The following is a 15,225-nucleotide window of genomic DNA, read 5'->3' as shown; positions in this document are numbered from 1 at the left end:
GCGCGCCGGCCTATGATCCGCGCTTCTCGGGCAAATCGAAGGGCAGGTGGCCGATGCAGGGGTGGAAGCGGTACGCGCTCGCGTTGAGCGCAGGATGGGTGCTGGCTGCGTCCGCGTTCGCCGGCGGCGAGCCGGTGCGGATCGCGCTGATCGAAGGGATGTCGGGCCCGTTCGCGAACGCGGGCGCGGCGGTCGAGCGCAACCTGCGCTTCGGCGTCGAGCAGGTCAACGCGGCGGGCGGCGTGAAGTTGCGCGACGGCGCACACCCGCTCGAACTCGTCGTGCTCGACAGCAAGGGCAGCCCGGAGGAGGCGCTCGTGCAGCTGCGCGCGGCCGCGGACCGCCATATCGGCTTCGTTGCGCAGGGCAACAGCTCGGCCGTCGCGGCCGCGCTGGTCGCGGCGCTCGACAAGCTGAACGCGCGCGACCCCGACAACCGGATGCTGTTCCTGAACTATTCGGCCGACGATCCGGCGCTCACCGGCGCGCGCTGCAGCTTCTGGCATTTCCGCTTCGACGCGCACGCGGGGATGCGGATGGCCGCGCTCGCGGACGTGATGGCGCGCGACCGCGCGCTGCGCAAGGTCTACCTGCTGAACCAGGACTACAGCTTCGGTCACGACGTCAGCACGCTCGCGCGGCAGGCGCTGGCCGCGCGGCGCCCGGACGTGACGATCGCCGGCGACGAATTCCACCCGATCGGCCGGATCAAGGATTTCTCGCCGTACATCGCGAAAATCCGCGCGAGCGGCGCGGATGCCGTCGTGACCGGCAACTGGGGCAACGACCTCACGCTGCTCGTGAAGGCGGCGCGCGAGCAGGGGCTGAACGCGAAGTTCTACACGTTCTACGGCAACAGCCTCGGTGCGCCGGCCGCCCTTGGCGATGCCGGCGTCGGGCGCGTCGTGGCCGTGGCCGACTGGCATCCGAATGCGGGCGGCGCGAAATCCGACGCGTTCTACCGCGCGTTCCGGACCCGTTTCCCGGCCGCGCAGGACGACTATCCGGTGCGGCGCATGAGCCTGATGATCGAGATGCTGGCCGCGGCGATGAACCGGGCGGGGTCGGCCGACCCCGTCGCGGTCGCGCGGTCGCTCGAGGGCCTGTCGTTCGACGACGGTTTCCATGCGTCGCGGATGCGCGCGCAGGATCACCAGCTGATCCAGCCCCTTTACGTGATGGAGATGGACAAGGCCGGCGCGCCGGGCGTGCGCTTCGACAACGAGGGGTCGGGTTATGGCTTCCGGACGGTGCTGGCGGTGCCGGCGCAGCGCACGGAGATGCCGTCGGCGTGCGCGATGACGCGTCCGTGACAGGAGGCGGTAAGAACGGCGGGGAGTTGTGCTACAATGCCCGCCGGTTGTAAGTCACGGCACGGCCATTCTTCCGTGTCCGCCTGTTCAGTTAGAAAGGAAATCACATGTCTGTTGCAGATATCAAGAAGTCGGAAGTTGTTGCTCAGTTCGCCCGCGGTACCAACGACACGGGGTCGCCCGAAGTCCAGGTCGCACTGCTGACCGCACGTATCGTCGAACTGACGGGTCACTTCAAGACCCACGCGAAGGATCACCACAGCCGCCGCGGCCTGCTGCGCATGGTGAGCCGCCGCCGCAAGCTGCTCGACTACCTCAAGGGCAAGGATGCCGACCGTTACCGCGCACTGATCGAGAAGCTGGGTCTGCGTAAGTAATCGAGGCGATTGCCGCCAGCAAGATGCCTGTGTCAGTCCGCTGATACAGGCATTTTGTTTTTGCGCGGTGCGTAGCGTCACGCGCATCGCAGGCTGTCCGGCACGTTCGTGCGGGGCCGCCGCAACGACTGATTCCGGGGCAGGATTTGTGTCATTCCAGCGCGCTGCTGCACGAGCGCCGCGCTGGAATGGCATAAAAAACACACCTTGCTCCGGGTGATTCGGTCGAGACGCCGCCGTGCCGGATGGCCGGCGCGGCGAATGAAATGCATGAATACAAAGGAGCAACCATGTCCATGTTCAACAAGGTCGTGAAGGAATTCCAGTGGGGCCAGCACAAGGTGCGCCTCGAAACCGGTGAAGTTGCTCGCCAGGCGAGCGGTGCGGTGATCGTCGACGTCGAAGACACCGTCGTGCTGGCAACCGTCGTCGGCGCGAAGTCGGCGAAGCCGGGTCAGGATTTCTTCCCGCTGACCGTCGATTACCTCGAGAAGACCTACTCGGCCGGCAAGATCCCGGGCGGCTTCTTCCGCCGCGAAGGCCGTCCGTCGGAGCATGAGACGCTGACGTCGCGCCTGATCGACCGCCCGCTGCGCCCGCTGTTCCCGGAAGGCTTCTACAACGAAGTCCAGGTCGTGATCCACGTGCTGTCCGTGAACCCGGATATCCCGGCGGACATCCCCGCGCTGATCGGCGCATCGGCCGCGCTCGCCGTGTCGGGCCTGCCGTTCAACGGCCCGGTCGGTGCCGCACGCGTGGCGTACATCGACAATGCGTACGTGCTGAACCCGACGCGTGACCAGATCAAGGCATCGAGCCTCGACCTCGTCGTCGCGGGTACCGAGCGCGCCGTGCTGATGGTCGAATCGGAAGCCGACCAGCTGTCGGAAGAAGTGATGCTGGGCGCGGTCGTGTTCGGTCACGAGCAGATGCAGGTCGCGATCGACGCGATCCACGAACTGGTGCGCGAAGGCGGCAAGCCCGAGTGGGACTGGCAGCCGGCGCCGAAGAACGAGGCGCTGATCGCCCGCGTGACCGAACTGGCGCAGAACGACCTGCTCGCCGCCTACCAGCTCCGCGACAAGCAAGCGCGTTCGGCGAAGCTGAAGGAAGTCTACTCGGCCACCTCGGCGAAGCTCGAGGAAGAAGCGCTGGCGGCCGGTACGGCTGCGGCCGACAAGGCCACCGTTGGCAACGTGCTGTTCGACATCGAGGCAAAGATCGTCCGTTCGCAGATCCTGAACGGCGAGCCGCGTATCGACGGCCGCGACACGCGCACCGTGCGCCCGATCGAAATCCGCACCGGCGTGCTGCCGCGCACCCACGGCTCCGCGCTGTTCACCCGCGGCGAGACGCAGGCGCTGGTCGTCGCGACGCTCGGCACGAAGGGTGACGAGCAGATCATCGACGCGCTCGAAGGCGAATACCGCGAGCGCTTCATGCTCCACTACAACATGCCCCCGTTCGCCACCGGCGAAACGGGCCGCGTCGGCTCGCCGAAGCGCCGCGAAATCGGCCACGGCCGCCTCGCGAAGCGCGCGCTGGTCAAGTGCCTGCCGAGCGCCGACGAATTCGGCTACTCGATCCGCGTCGTGTCGGAAATCACCGAGTCGAACGGTTCGTCGTCGATGGCGTCGGTGTGCGGCGGCTGCCTCGCGCTGATGGACGCCGGCGTGCCGATGAAGGCGCACGTCGCGGGTATCGCGATGGGCCTGATCCTCGAAGGCAACAAGTTCGCGGTGCTGACCGACATCCTCGGCGACGAAGATCACCTCGGCGACATGGACTTCAAGGTGGCCGGCACGGAACAAGGCGTGACGGCGCTGCAGATGGACATCAAGATCCAGGGCATCACGAAGGAAATCATGCAGGTCGCGCTCGCGCAGGCGAAGGAAGGCCGCATGCACATCCTCGGCAAGATGACCTCGGCGGTCTCGGGTGCGAACACGCAGCTGTCGGAATTCGCGCCGCGCATGATCACGATCAAGATCAACCCGGAAAAGATCCGCGACGTGATCGGCAAGGGCGGTTCGGTGATCCGCGCGCTGACGGAAGAAACGGGCACGACCATCGACATCTCGGATGACGGCGTCGTGACGATCGCGAGCACCAGCAGCGAAGGCATGGCCGAAGCGAAGAAGCGCATCGAGCAAATCACGGCCGAGATCGAAGTCGGCCAGGTGTACGAAGGCACGGTGCTCAAGCTGCTCGATTTCGGCGCGATCGTGAACCTGCTGCCGGGCAAGGACGGCCTGCTGCACATCTCGGAAATCGTCAACGAGCGTGTGAAGGACATCAACGACTACCTGAAGGAAGGTCAGCAGGTCAAGGTCAAGGTCATTCAGACGGACGAGAAGGGCCGTGTGCGCCTGTCGGCCAAGGCGCTGCTGAACGAAGCCGCCGCGGCAGCGCAGTCGGATACGCCGCCGCAGCAGTAAGCGGACGGGCGGACCAGCGGCCGGCAGTGCGAAAGCGTGCCGGCCGTTTTTTCTGTAGCATCGTTGTGCGGCGCAGCAGCGCCGGCAAGGCGTCCGTGCCGCGTGCGCGGGCGGGCCATCCGATTCCGATCCTGGAGCCTCCTTCACCATGAAAGCCATCGAAATCACCGAATTCGGCGCCCCCGACGTGCTGAAGCTCGCGGAGCGCCCGCGCCCCGAACCGAAGCGCGGCGAGGTGCTGATCAAGGTGGCGGCTTCCGGCGTGAACCGGCCCGACGTGTTCCAGCGCAAGGGCGGCTATGCGCCGCCGCCGGGGGCGTCGGATCTGCCGGGCCTCGAGGTGGCGGGCGAGATCGTCGGCGGCGACCTGTCCGATGCCGCGCTGAACCCGTTCGGCCTGAAGCTGGGCGATCGCGTGTGCGCGTTGCTCGCGGGCGGTGGTTATGCCGAATACGCGGTCGCGCCGCTGCCGCAGTGCCTGCCGGTGCCTGACGGGCTCACCGATATCGAGGCCGCGTCGCTGCCCGAGACGTTCTTCACCGTGTGGAGCAACGTGTTCGACCGTGCGCGGCTCGGCGCGGGCGAGGGCGGCGAGCAGGAGACGCTGCTCGTGCAGGGCGGCTCGAGCGGCATCGGCGTGACGGCGATCCAGATCGCGCACGCGCTCGGCTTTCGCGTGTTCGCGACGGCTGGCACTGCCGACAAGTGCCGCGCGTGCGAGGCGCTCGGCGCCGAACGCGCGATCAACTACAAGACCGAGGATTTCGTCGAGGTCGTGAAGTCGCTGACGCACGATCGCGGCGTCGACGTAATCCTCGACATGGTGGCGGGCTCGTACGTGCCGCGCGAGCTGTCGGCGCTCGCGGACGGCGGCCGTCTCGTGCTGATCGCGCTGCTCGGCGGCGCGAAGGCCGACGTCAACCTGAGCGAGATCCTGCGCCGCCGGCTGACCGTCACGGGTTCGACGCTGCGCCCGCGTCCGGTCGAGTTCAAGGCGCGCATCGCCGCGCAACTGAAGGCGCGCGTGTGGCCGCTGATCGCCGACGGGCGCATCAAGCCGGTGATCTACCGCGTGTTGCCGGCCGCGGACGCCGCGCAGGCGCATGCGCTGATGGAAAGCAGCGAGCACACCGGCAAGATCGTGCTCGATTGGGGTACGAACGCCTGACGGCCCGCGTGGCCGGACTTGACATGCGCGGTTTGACCGGTTCAAGCCGTGCGCAGTAAAATCGCGGGTTTGCTTCGCCAGATCAAACCTGATGGCCGGTTTCCGGCGCGTCAATGACACAGCGGTGACGAGACAGACACGATGTCGAAACAGAGAACGAAGCGGGTGATCGGCAACTGGAAGATGCACGGCCGGCTGGCCGGCAACCAGGCGTTGCTGAACGAAGTGGTGCAGGGCGCGGGCGCGGTGGCGGCCGATACGTCGGTCGGCGTGTGCGTGCCGTTCCCGTATCTCGCGCAGGTTCAGGCGCAGCTGGGTGACGGTCGTGTCGTCTTCGGCGCGCAGGACGTGTCCGCGCACGAACAGGGCGCGTTCACCGGCGAAGTGGCGGCCGCGATGGTCGCCGAGTTCGGCGCGCGTTATGCGATCGTCGGTCACTCGGAGCGTCGCGCGTATCACGGCGAAAGCAACGAGACGGTCGCGGCGAAGACGCGGCGCGCGCTCGCTGCCGGGCTCACGCCGGTCGTGTGCGTCGGCGAGACGCTCGACGAGCGCGAATCGGGCGCGACCGAGCAGGTCGTCGGTGCGCAGCTCGACGCGGTGCTGGCCGTGCTGACGGCTGACGAGGCCGCACGCATCGTCGTCGCGTACGAACCGGTCTGGGCGATCGGCACGGGCAGGAGCGCGACGTCGGCGCAGGCGCAGGACGTGCACGCGTTCCTGCGCGCGCGTCTCGCGGCGAAGGGGGCGGAGGACGTGTCCGTGCTGTACGGCGGCAGCGTGAAGCCGGACAACGCGGAAGAGCTGTTCGCGCAGCCGGACATCGACGGCGGCCTGATCGGCGGCGCGTCGCTGAAGGCGGAAGATTTCCTGGCGATCTGCCGGGCCGCGCGATAAGCGGTCCGAGATCGAATTGAACCATGACGGCGGCCGGACGGTCCGGTCGCCCGATCCAATCGGGTGGGTGTGATGCTGTTATTCAAGACGCTGATTATTGTGGTGCAGGTACTGTCTGCACTCGGTGTGATTGGTCTCGTGCTGCTGCAGCACGGCAAGGGTGCCGACATGGGCGCCGCGTTCGGCAGCGGCGCGTCGGGCAGCCTGTTCGGTGCGACGGGCTCGGCGAACTTCCTGTCGCGCACGACGGGCATCCTCGCGACGATTTTCTTCGTCGCGACGCTCGCGCTGACGTATCTCGGTTCGTACAAATCGACGCCGTCGGCCGGCGTGCTCGGCTCGGCAGCGACCGCGCCGGCACCTGCAGCATCGACGCCGGCCGTCGCGGCATCCGCGGCCGTCGCGGGCTCGGCGGCAAGCGCGCCGGGCCAGGATGTCCCGAAATAAAAAGTTAATTTTTTTGCGGTTGTGCGTTGAACAAATCTGGAACTCGGGTTAGAATTTAATTCTTGAAGCGATTCGCGGGAAACAAGCAGCACAACCCGAGTTGCATGCAGTGCCGACGTGGTGAAATTGGTAGACACGCTATCTTGAGGGGGTAGTGGCGAAAGCTGTGCGAGTTCGAGTCTCGCCGTCGGCACCAAAGTTACTCAATGCCAGCCGCTTCTAGTGGCTGGCATTTTTCATTTCTGGGGTGTGCTTGCGGTTGTCTTGCGATCGCCTGCACTCCGAAATGATTCCTTCCGCCGGAAGTGGTATTCTCCGGACGCTCAGAACCAACCGATAGAGGATTGCCTTGAACCTCGCAGCCTATTACCCCGTCTTGTTGTTCCTTCTCGTGGGCACTGGTTTAGGTATAGCGCTGGTCAGCATCGGCAAGCTCCTGGGTCCCAACAAGCCGGACGTCGAGAAGAACGCACCATACGAGTGCGGCTTCGAAGCCTTTGAAGACGCCCGGATGAAATTCGACGTCCGGTATTACCTCGTCGCCATCCTGTTCATCATCTTCGATCTCGAAACCGCATTCCTGTTCCCGTGGGGCGTCGCGCTCCGGGACATCGGCTGGCCGGGTTTCATCGCAATGATGATTTTTCTGCTCGAATTCCTGCTGGGCTTTGCCTATATCTGGAAGAAAGGCGGGCTCGACTGGGAGTGATGGGTTAATCGCCGGTTTGCATGGGCGGCCACGCTCGGTCGCTCGTCTGGAGTGGAAAGCAAATGAGTATCGAAGGGGTCTTGAAGGAAGGGTTTGTCACCACGACGGCTGACAAGCTGATCAACTGGACGCGTACCGGCTCGCTGTGGCCGATGACGTTCGGGCTCGCGTGTTGCGCCGTCGAGATGATGCATGCGGGCGCGGCCCGTTATGACCTGGACCGGTTCGGCGTCGTGTTCCGTCCGAGTCCGCGTCAGTCGGACGTGATGATCGTCGCCGGCACGCTCTGCAACAAGATGGCGCCCGCGCTGCGCCGCGTGTACGACCAGATGGCCGAGCCGCGCTGGGTGATCTCGATGGGGTCGTGCGCGAACGGCGGTGGTTACTACCACTACTCGTATTCGGTGGTTCGCGGCTGCGACCGGATCGTGCCGGTCGACGTCTACGTGCCGGGCTGTCCGCCCACGGCCGAGGCGTTGGTCTACGGCGTGATCCAGCTTCAGGCGAAGATCCGTCGCACCAACACCATTGCCCGTCAATAAAGCCCCGAGCGTCCCCTCAATATGGCAAGCAAAATCGAGACCCTCAAGGCAAACCTCGAAGCCGCGCTCGGCGCGCGCGTGGTGAGCCTCACCGAAGCGATCGGTGAACTGACGCTCGTCGTGAAGGCGAGCGATTACCTCGAAGTCGCAAAGACGCTGCGCGACGATCCGAAGCTCCGATTCGAGCAGTTGCTCGACCTCTGCGGTGTCGATTACCAGACCTTCGGCGACGGTGCCTACGACGGCCCGCGCTTCGCGGCCGTGTCGCACCTGCTGTCGGTCACGAACAACTGGCGCCTGCGCCTGCGCGTATTCGCGCCGGACGACGACCTGCCGATCGTGGCATCGCTGGTCGACACCTGGACCTCCGCGAACTGGTACGAGCGCGAAGCGTTCGACCTGTATGGCATCGTGTTCGAAGGCCACCCCGACCTGCGCCGCATCCTCACCGACTACGGCTTCATCGGCCACCCGTTCCGCAAGGACTTCCCGGTGTCGGGCTATGTCGAAATGCGTTACGACCCGGAAGAGAAGCGGGTCGTGTACCAGCCGGTGACGATCGAGCCGCGCGAAATCACGCCGCGCGTGATCCGCGAGGATCGCTATGGCGGTCTGAAACATTAAGGGGGCGTCATGGCAGAAATCAAGAACTACACGCTCAACTTCGGCCCGCAGCACCCGGCAGCGCACGGCGTGCTGCGCCTCGTGCTCGAGCTCGACGGCGAAGTCATCCAGCGTGCCGATCCGCACATCGGCCTGCTGCACCGCGCGACGGAAAAGCTCGCGGAATCCAAGACCTTCATCCAGTCCGTGCCGTACATGGACCGTCTCGACTACGTGTCGATGATGGTCAACGAGCACGGCTACGTGCTCGCGATCGAGAAGCTGCTCGGCATTGAAGTGCCGGAGCGCGCGCAGTACATCCGCGTGCTGTTCGACGAGATCACGCGCGTGCTGAACCACCTGATGTGGATCGGCGCGCATGCGCTCGACGTCGGCGCGATGGCCGTGTTCCTGTACGCCTTCCGCGAACGCGAAGACCTGATGGACGTGTACGAAGCGGTGTCCGGCGCCCGGATGCACGCGGCGTACTACCGTCCGGGCGGCGTCTACCGCGACCTGCCTGACGTGATGCCGCAATACAAGGCGTCGAAGATTCGCAACGAGAAGGCGCTCGCGAAGATGAACGAAGCGCGCAGCGGCTCGGTGCTCGACTTCATCGACGACTTCTTCACGCGCTTCCCGAAGTGCGTCGACGAATACGAAACGCTGCTCACCGACAACCGGATCTGGAAACAGCGCCTGGTCGGGATCGGCGTGGTCAGCCCGGAACGTGCGCTGCAGATGGGCCTGACGGGCCCGATGCTGCGCGGCTCGGGTATCGCCTGGGATCTGCGCAAGAAGCAGCCGTACGAAGTGTACGATCGCATGGATTTCGACGTGCCGGTCGGCGTGAACGGCGATTGCTACGACCGCTATCTGGTGCGCGTCGAGGAAATGCGCCAGTCGATCCGCATCGCGAAACAGTGTATTGAGTGGCTCCGCAAGAATCCGGGCCCGGTGATGACGGACAATCACAAGGTTGCCCCGCCGTCGCGCGTCGGCATGAAGACCAACATGGAAGACTTGATTCACCACTTCAAGCTCTTCACCGAAGGTTTCCATGTGCCGGAAGGCGAAGCGTACGCGGCGGTCGAGCATCCGAAGGGTGAATTCGGCATCTACCTCGTGTCGGACGGCGCCAACAAGCCGTATCGCCTCAAGATTCGCGCGCCGGGTTTCGCGCACCTGGCGTCGCTCGACGAAATGGCGCGCGGTCACATGATCGCCGACGCCGTCACGATCATCGGTACGCAGGACATCGTGTTCGGCGAGATCGATCGCTAATGGTTGCGCCGCCCGCGCGAGCGGGCGGCGAAGCAGTAAGTCACACGCGATGCGCGCTGAACCGGCGCGGCTTCGCAAGCTGTCAACAGAGTGAGCGCCAGGTCTGCCGTCCATGCACCCCAGTGTGCGGCAGGTTGTTCGTTCGGTAGGAATTGAAAGAGTCGTGTCTGAAAATGATCTCAGCTGAAGGCCTGAAGGAAATCGATCGAGCGTTGACGAAGTATCCCGCCGATCAGAAACAGTCCGCCGTGATGTCGGCGTTGGCCGTTGCTCAGGAAGAGCACGGCTGGCTGTCGCCCGAACTGATGCAGTTCGTCGCGGACTATCTCGGCATGCCGGCCGTTGCCGTGCAGGAAGTCGCGACGTTCTACACGATGTACGAGCTCAACCCGGTCGGCAAGCACAAGATCACGCTCTGTACGAACCTGCCGTGCCAGCTCGGCCCGCACGGCGGCGCGGAAGCGACTGCCGACTACCTGAAACAGAAGCTCGGCATCGGCTTCGGCGAGACGACGCCCGACGGCAAGTTCACGCTGAAGGAAGGCGAATGCATGGGCTCGTGCGGCGATGCGCCGGTGCTGCTGGTGAACAATCACAGAATGTGCAGCTTCATGAGCCGCGAGAAGATCGACCAGCTGCTTGAGGAGCTCTCGAAATGACGTCCCTCCACGACCGTCACATCAAACCGCTGATCCTCGCTGGTCTGAACGGCGAGAACTGGCATCTCGAAGATTACGTCGCGCGCGGCGGCTACAAGCAGCTGCGCCGCATTCTCGAAGAAAAGATTCCGCCCGAGCAGGTGATCGCCGACGTGAAGGCGTCGGGCCTGCGCGGCCGCGGCGGTGCGGGCTTCCCGACCGGCCTGAAGTGGAGCTTCATGCCGCGCCAGTTCCCGGGGCAGAAGTACCTCGTCTGCAACTCGGACGAAGGCGAGCCGGGCACGTTCAAGGATCGCGACATCCTGCGCTGGAACCCGCACGCGCTGATCGAAGGCATGGCCATCGGCGCATACGCGATGGGCATCACCGTCGGCTACAACTACATCCACGGCGAAATCTTCGAAGTGTATCGACGCTTCGAAGCCGCGCTCGACGAAGCGCGTGCGGCCGGGTTCCTCGGCGACAACATCATGGGCTCGGAATTCTCGTTCCAGCTGCACGCGCACCACGGTTACGGCGCGTACATCTGCGGCGAGGAAACGGCGCTGCTCGAATCGCTCGAAGGCAAGAAGGGCCAGCCTCGCTTCAAGCCGCCGTTCCCGGCGAGCTTCGGCGTGTACGGCAAGCCGACCACGATCAACAACACCGAGACGTTCGCCGCGGTGCCGTTCCTGCTGTCCATCGGGCCGCAGAACTACCTCGAGATCGGCAAGCCGAACAACGGCGGCACGAAGATCTTCTCGGTGTCGGGCGACGTCGAGCGTCCGGGCAACTACGAAGTGCCGCTCGGCACGCCGTTCGCGACGCTGATGGAGCTCGCCGGCGGGATGCGCGGCGGCAAGAAGATCAAGGCCGTGATTCCGGGCGGCTCGTCGGCGCCGGTGATCCCGGGCGACATCATGATGCAGACGGATCTCGACTACGATTCGATCGCGAAGGCGGGCTCGATGCTCGGTTCCGGCGCGGTGATCGTGATGGACGAGACGCGCTGCATGGTGCGCTCGCTGCTGCGCCTGTCGTACTTCTACTACGAGGAATCGTGCGGCCAGTGCACGCCGTGCCGTGAAGGCACCGGCTGGCTGTATCGCGTCGTGAACCGTATCGAGCACGGCGAAGGCCGCCAGGAAGATCTGGACCTGCTGAACTCGGTGGCCGAGAACATCATGGGCCGCACGATCTGTGCGCTCGGCGATGCGGCGGCGATGCCGGTACGCGGGATGCTCAAGCACTACTGGGACGAATTCGCGTACCACGTCGAGCACAAGCACTGCATGGTCGGCGGCCACGCGCACGCGGCGGCGGCCTGAAGCGAACCCGGTTGCGGAATTTGAGCGCACGGTCGGGCCAAGGCGCGAACGGGCGGAAATAGGTTAAGGACCATTCACCATCATGGTTGAACTTGAAATAGACGGCAAGAAGGTCGAGGTGCCCGAAGGCAGCATGGTGATCCAGGCTGCGCACAAGGCGGATACGTACATTCCTCACTTCTGCTATCACAAGAAACTGTCGGTTGCGGCCAACTGCCGGATGTGTCTCGTCGAAGTCGAGAAGATGCCGAAGGCCGTGCCTGCCTGCGCGACCCCCGTGTCGGCCGGCATGATCGTCCACACGCAGTCCGACAAGGCCGTGAAGGCGCAGCAGTCGGTGATGGAATTCCTCCTCATCAATCACCCGCTCGATTGCCCGATCTGCGATCAGGGCGGCGAATGCCAGCTGCAGGATCTGGCGGTCGGCTACGGCAAGTCGTCGTCGCGCTACTCGGAAGAAAAGCGCGTGGTGTTCCACAAGAACGTGGGCCCGCTGATCTCGATGGAAGAAATGTCGCGCTGCATCCACTGCACGCGCTGCGTCCGCTTCGGCCAGGAAATCGCCGGCGTGATGGAGTTCGGCATGCTGGGCCGCGGCGAGCACTCGGAAATCACGACGTTCGTCGGCAAGACGGTCGATTCCGAAATGTCGGGCAACATGATCGACCTGTGCCCGGTCGGTGCGCTGACCAGCAAGCCGTTCCGCTACAGCGCCCGTACGTGGGAGCTGTCGCGCCGCAAGTCGGTGAGCCCGCACGATTCCGTCGGCGCGAACCTCGTCGTGCAGGTGAAGAACAACCGCGTGATGCGCGTGCTGCCGTTCGAGAACGAAGCGATCAACGAATGCTGGATCTCGGACAAGGACCGCTTCTCGTATGAAGGCCTCAACAGCGAAGAGCGCCTGACGAAGCCGATGCTGAAGCAGGGCGGCCAGTGGATCGAAACCGACTGGCAGACCGCGCTCGAATACGTCGCGAAGGGCCTGAAGGGCATCGCCGCGGATCACGGCGCGAACGCGCTGGCGATGCTCGCGAGCGCGCACAGCACCGCTGAAGAGCTGTTCCTCGTGAAGCAGCTCGCCAACGAACTGAAGACGCCGAACGTCGACTTCCGTCTGCGTCAGCAGGATTTCTCGGCGCCGGTCCAGGGCGCGCCGTGGCTCGGCATGCCGATCGCCGACCTGTCGAACGTGGACGCCGCGTTCGTCGTCGGTTCGTTCCTGCGCCGCGACCACCCGCTGTTCGCGTCGCGCCTGCGTCAGGCCGCGAAGAACGGCGCGAAGCTGCATTTCCTGCACGCGACCGCTGACGACGCACTGATCCCGACCGCGCAACGCATCGTGGCCGCACCGTCCGCGTGGCTCGACGAGCTGGCCGGCATCGCCGCGGCCGTCGCGCAACTGCGCGGCGTCGCGCTGCCCGACGCGCTGGCAGGCGTCACCGCGTCGCCGGCCGCGCAGGCTGTCGCGCAGTCGCTGTCGAACGGCGAACGCCGCGCGGTGCTGCTCGGCAACGTCGCGGTCCGCCACCCCGAATTCGCGAAGCTGCATGCCGTCGCCAAGTGGATCGCCGACAACACCGGCGCCACGTTCGGCTTCCTGACGGAAGCGGCGAACACGGTCGGCGCGCACGTCGTCGGCGCATTGCCGGGCGAAGGCGGCCTGAACGCACGCGAAGCGTTCGCGCAGCCGCGCAAGGGCTACGTGCTGCTGAACGTCGAGCCGGAATTCGACACGGCCGATCCGGCCCAGGCGCTGGCCGCGCTGAACCAGGCGGAAATGGTCGTCGTGATGTCGCCGTTCAAGCACGGTCTCGACTACGCCGACGTGCTGCTGCCGGTTGCGCCGTTCACCGAAACGGCCGGCACGTACGTGAACGCGGAAGGCACCGTGCAGAGCTTCAACGGCGTCGTGCGCCCGCTCGGCGACACGCGTCCGGGCTGGAAGGTGCTGCGCGTGCTCGGCAGCCTGCTCGGCCTGCCGAACTTCGAATACGAGACCGCGGAAGAAGTGCGTCTCGCCGCGCTCGGCGACGCCGGCGTCGCGGGCCGTCTGTCGAACCAGACGTCGGTCGCGCCGGTGCGTGCCGCGGCGAATGCCGCGAACGGCGGTTTCGAGCGCCTGGCCGATGTGCCGATCTATCACGCCGACGCGCTCGTGCGCCGCGCGGGTGCGCTGCACCTGACGGCTGCCGCGAAGGCGGCGAATGCCGCAGCCCTGCCGGCCGCGCTGTTCGACAAGCTGGGCTTGAAGGAAGGCGACGCCGTGCGCGTGCGCCAGGGCGAGCGTGCGGTGCAGTTGCCGGCCGTGCGCGACGCGAATCTTGCGGAGACGGTCGTTCGCGTGTCGGCGGCGACGCCTGCCGGCGCAGCGCTCGGCAGCCTGTCCGGTGAACTGGTGGTGGAGAAGGCGTAAATGAGCTTGTTCGATACGATCAACGCGGGCGGGGCCGAGCTTCTCGGCTTCGCGTGGCCGACGGTGTGGGCAGTCGTGCGCATCCTCGTCGTCTCCGTCGTCATCCTGCTGTGCGTCGCGTACCTGATTCTGTGGGAACGCAAGCTGATCGGCTGGATGCACGTGCGTCTCGGCCCGAACCGCGTCGGCCCCGGCGGCCTGCTGCAGCCGATCGCCGACGTGCTGAAGCTGCTGCTGAAGGAAGTCATTCAGCCGAGCGCCGCCAGCCGCTGGCTGTACCTGATCGCGCCGGTGATGACCGTCGTGCCGGCATTCGCCGTGTGGGCCGTGATCCCGTTCCAGGCCGAAGCGGTCCTCGCGAACGTGAACGCGGGCCTGCTGTACGCGATGGCGATCTCGTCGATCGGCGTGTACGCGGTGATTCTCGCGGGCTGGGCATCGAACTCGAAGTACGCGTTCCTCGGCGCGATGCGCGCCGCGGCACAGATGGTGTCGTACGAAATCTCGATGGGCTTCGCGCTGGTGCTCGTGCTGATGACGGCCGGCAGCCTGAACCTGTCGGAGATCGTCGGTTCGCAACAGCACGGCTTCTTCGCCGGCCACGGCGTGAACTTCCTGTCGTGGAACTGGCTGCCGCTGCTGCCGGCGTTCGTCGTGTACTTCATCTCGGGCATCGCCGAAACGAACCGCCACCCGTTCGACGTGGTGGAAGGGGAGTCGGAAATCGTCGCGGGTCACATGATCGACTACTCGGGTATGGCGTTCGCGCTGTTCTTCCTCGCCGAGTACATCAACATGATCGTGATCTCGGCGCTGGCTGCGACGCTGTTCCTCGGCGGCTGGGATGCGCCGTTCGAATTCCTGTCGTTCATCCCGGGCATCTTCTGGCTGGTGCTGAAGGTATTCGCACTGCTGTCGGTGTTCATCTGGGTCCGCGCGACGTTCCCGCGCTACCGTTACGACCAGATCATGCGTCTGGGCTGGAAGGTGTTCCTGCCCGTCACGGTGATCTGGGTGGTCGTGGTCGGCTGCTGGATGATGTCGCCGCTGAACATCTGGGTGAAGTAA

General features: G+C 65.3%; 14 protein-coding genes and 1 tRNA gene. All 15 read left to right on the top strand.

The genetic code is table 11. The features are described 5' to 3' along the window. Window positions 1-53: 53 nt before the first annotated feature. The 15 genes from VXM69_RS14005 (at window position 54) to nuoH (ending at window position 15,225) form a co-directional block, all read left to right on the top strand. On the top strand, window positions 54-1,313 hold the full coding sequence (locus VXM69_RS14005; protein ID WP_124609492.1) for a branched-chain amino acid ABC transporter substrate-binding protein: 1,260 nt from the start codon (window positions 54-56) through the stop codon (window positions 1,311-1,313). 107 nt (window positions 1,314-1,420) lie between these two features. After that, a complete protein-coding gene (gene rpsO, locus VXM69_RS14000; RefSeq protein WP_006398792.1) occupies window positions 1,421-1,690 on the top strand; it encodes a 30S ribosomal protein S15 in 270 nt (89 codons plus the stop codon). A gap of 290 nt (window positions 1,691-1,980) precedes the next feature. Further along, window positions 1,981-4,128, top strand: a complete 2,148-nt coding sequence (gene pnp, locus VXM69_RS13995; protein WP_034190837.1) for a polyribonucleotide nucleotidyltransferase — start codon at window positions 1,981-1,983, stop codon at window positions 4,126-4,128. Window positions 4,129-4,276: 148 nt separating this feature from the next. Continuing rightward, the gene (locus VXM69_RS13990) at window positions 4,277-5,296 is read left to right on the top strand and encodes an NAD(P)H-quinone oxidoreductase (protein WP_034190801.1); all 1,020 of its coding nucleotides are present in this window, start codon (window positions 4,277-4,279) and stop codon (window positions 5,294-5,296) included. A 141-nt stretch (window positions 5,297-5,437) separates the two neighbouring features. Next, complete coding sequence (gene tpiA, locus VXM69_RS13985; protein ID WP_124609493.1) at window positions 5,438-6,193, top strand: triose-phosphate isomerase; 756 nt, start codon at window positions 5,438-5,440, stop codon at window positions 6,191-6,193. A 72-nt stretch (window positions 6,194-6,265) separates the two neighbouring features. Continuing rightward, window positions 6,266-6,640, top strand: a complete 375-nt coding sequence (gene secG / locus VXM69_RS13980) for a preprotein translocase subunit SecG (protein WP_034190803.1) — start codon at window positions 6,266-6,268, stop codon at window positions 6,638-6,640. Window positions 6,641-6,751: 111 nt separating this feature from the next. After that, window positions 6,752-6,836, top strand: a tRNA-Leu gene (locus tag VXM69_RS13975). Window positions 6,837-6,989: 153 nt separating this feature from the next. Continuing rightward, the gene (locus tag VXM69_RS13970) at window positions 6,990-7,349 is read left to right on the top strand and encodes an NADH-quinone oxidoreductase subunit A (RefSeq protein ID WP_006398798.1); all 360 of its coding nucleotides are present in this window, start codon (window positions 6,990-6,992) and stop codon (window positions 7,347-7,349) included. Between the two features lie 62 nt (window positions 7,350-7,411). Further along, complete coding sequence (locus VXM69_RS13965; protein WP_006398799.1) at window positions 7,412-7,891, top strand: NADH-quinone oxidoreductase subunit B family protein; 480 nt, start codon at window positions 7,412-7,414, stop codon at window positions 7,889-7,891. Between the two features lie 21 nt (window positions 7,892-7,912). Continuing rightward, window positions 7,913-8,515 (top strand): NADH-quinone oxidoreductase subunit C, encoded by a 603-nt coding sequence (locus tag VXM69_RS13960; RefSeq protein ID WP_034190804.1) that lies wholly within the window; start codon window positions 7,913-7,915, stop codon window positions 8,513-8,515. A gap of 9 nt (window positions 8,516-8,524) precedes the next feature. Beyond that, the gene (locus VXM69_RS13955; protein WP_034190805.1) at window positions 8,525-9,778 is read left to right on the top strand and encodes an NADH-quinone oxidoreductase subunit D; all 1,254 of its coding nucleotides are present in this window, start codon (window positions 8,525-8,527) and stop codon (window positions 9,776-9,778) included. Window positions 9,779-9,951: 173 nt separating this feature from the next. Then, the gene (gene nuoE / locus VXM69_RS13950; RefSeq protein ID WP_006756903.1) at window positions 9,952-10,437 is read left to right on the top strand and encodes an NADH-quinone oxidoreductase subunit NuoE; all 486 of its coding nucleotides are present in this window, start codon (window positions 9,952-9,954) and stop codon (window positions 10,435-10,437) included. After that, entirely contained in the window at window positions 10,434-11,744 is a 1,311-nt protein-coding gene (gene nuoF / locus VXM69_RS13945) for an NADH-quinone oxidoreductase subunit NuoF (RefSeq protein WP_006478267.1), read from the top strand. Before nuoE ends, nuoF begins: the two co-directional genes overlap by 4 nt. 82 nt (window positions 11,745-11,826) lie before the next feature. Beyond that, on the top strand, window positions 11,827-14,157 hold the full coding sequence (gene nuoG / locus VXM69_RS13940; protein ID WP_034190806.1) for an NADH-quinone oxidoreductase subunit NuoG: 2,331 nt from the start codon (window positions 11,827-11,829) through the stop codon (window positions 14,155-14,157). Next, the gene (nuoH, locus tag VXM69_RS13935) at window positions 14,158-15,225 is read left to right on the top strand and encodes an NADH-quinone oxidoreductase subunit NuoH (RefSeq protein WP_034190807.1); all 1,068 of its coding nucleotides are present in this window, start codon (window positions 14,158-14,160) and stop codon (window positions 15,223-15,225) included.

Source organism: Burkholderia sp. Ed8, assembly GCF_040761425.1.
Taxonomy (GTDB): Bacteria; Pseudomonadota; Gammaproteobacteria; order Burkholderiales; family Burkholderiaceae; genus Burkholderia; species Burkholderia seminalis.
This window is presented reverse-complemented; position numbering and strand designations above follow the sequence as displayed.

Bases quoted from the DNA above. Each gene is read 5' to 3' on its own strand.
- VXM69_RS13990 (WP_034190801.1), top strand. From the start codon at position 4,277: ATGAAAGCCATCGAAATCACCGAATTCGGCGCCCCCGACGTGCTGAAG.
- VXM69_RS13965 (WP_006398799.1), top strand. From the start codon at position 7,412: ATGAGTATCGAAGGGGTCTTGAAGGAAGGGTTTGTCACCACGACGGCT.
- VXM69_RS14005 (WP_124609492.1), top strand. From the start codon at position 54: ATGCAGGGGTGGAAGCGGTACGCGCTCGCGTTGAGCGCAGGATGGGTG.
- nuoH (WP_034190807.1), top strand. From the start codon at position 14,158: ATGAGCTTGTTCGATACGATCAACGCGGGCGGGGCCGAGCTTCTCGGC.
- nuoE (WP_006756903.1), top strand. From the start codon at position 9,952: ATGATCTCAGCTGAAGGCCTGAAGGAAATCGATCGAGCGTTGACGAAG.
- pnp (WP_034190837.1), top strand. From the start codon at position 1,981: ATGTCCATGTTCAACAAGGTCGTGAAGGAATTCCAGTGGGGCCAGCAC.
- secG (WP_034190803.1), top strand. From the start codon at position 6,266: ATGCTGTTATTCAAGACGCTGATTATTGTGGTGCAGGTACTGTCTGCA.
- nuoG (WP_034190806.1), top strand. From the start codon at position 11,827: ATGGTTGAACTTGAAATAGACGGCAAGAAGGTCGAGGTGCCCGAAGGC.
- VXM69_RS13955 (WP_034190805.1), top strand. From the start codon at position 8,525: ATGGCAGAAATCAAGAACTACACGCTCAACTTCGGCCCGCAGCACCCG.
- rpsO (WP_006398792.1), top strand. From the start codon at position 1,421: ATGTCTGTTGCAGATATCAAGAAGTCGGAAGTTGTTGCTCAGTTCGCC.
- tpiA (WP_124609493.1), top strand. From the start codon at position 5,438: ATGTCGAAACAGAGAACGAAGCGGGTGATCGGCAACTGGAAGATGCAC.
- VXM69_RS13960 (WP_034190804.1), top strand. From the start codon at position 7,913: ATGGCAAGCAAAATCGAGACCCTCAAGGCAAACCTCGAAGCCGCGCTC.
- nuoF (WP_006478267.1), top strand. From the start codon at position 10,434: ATGACGTCCCTCCACGACCGTCACATCAAACCGCTGATCCTCGCTGGT.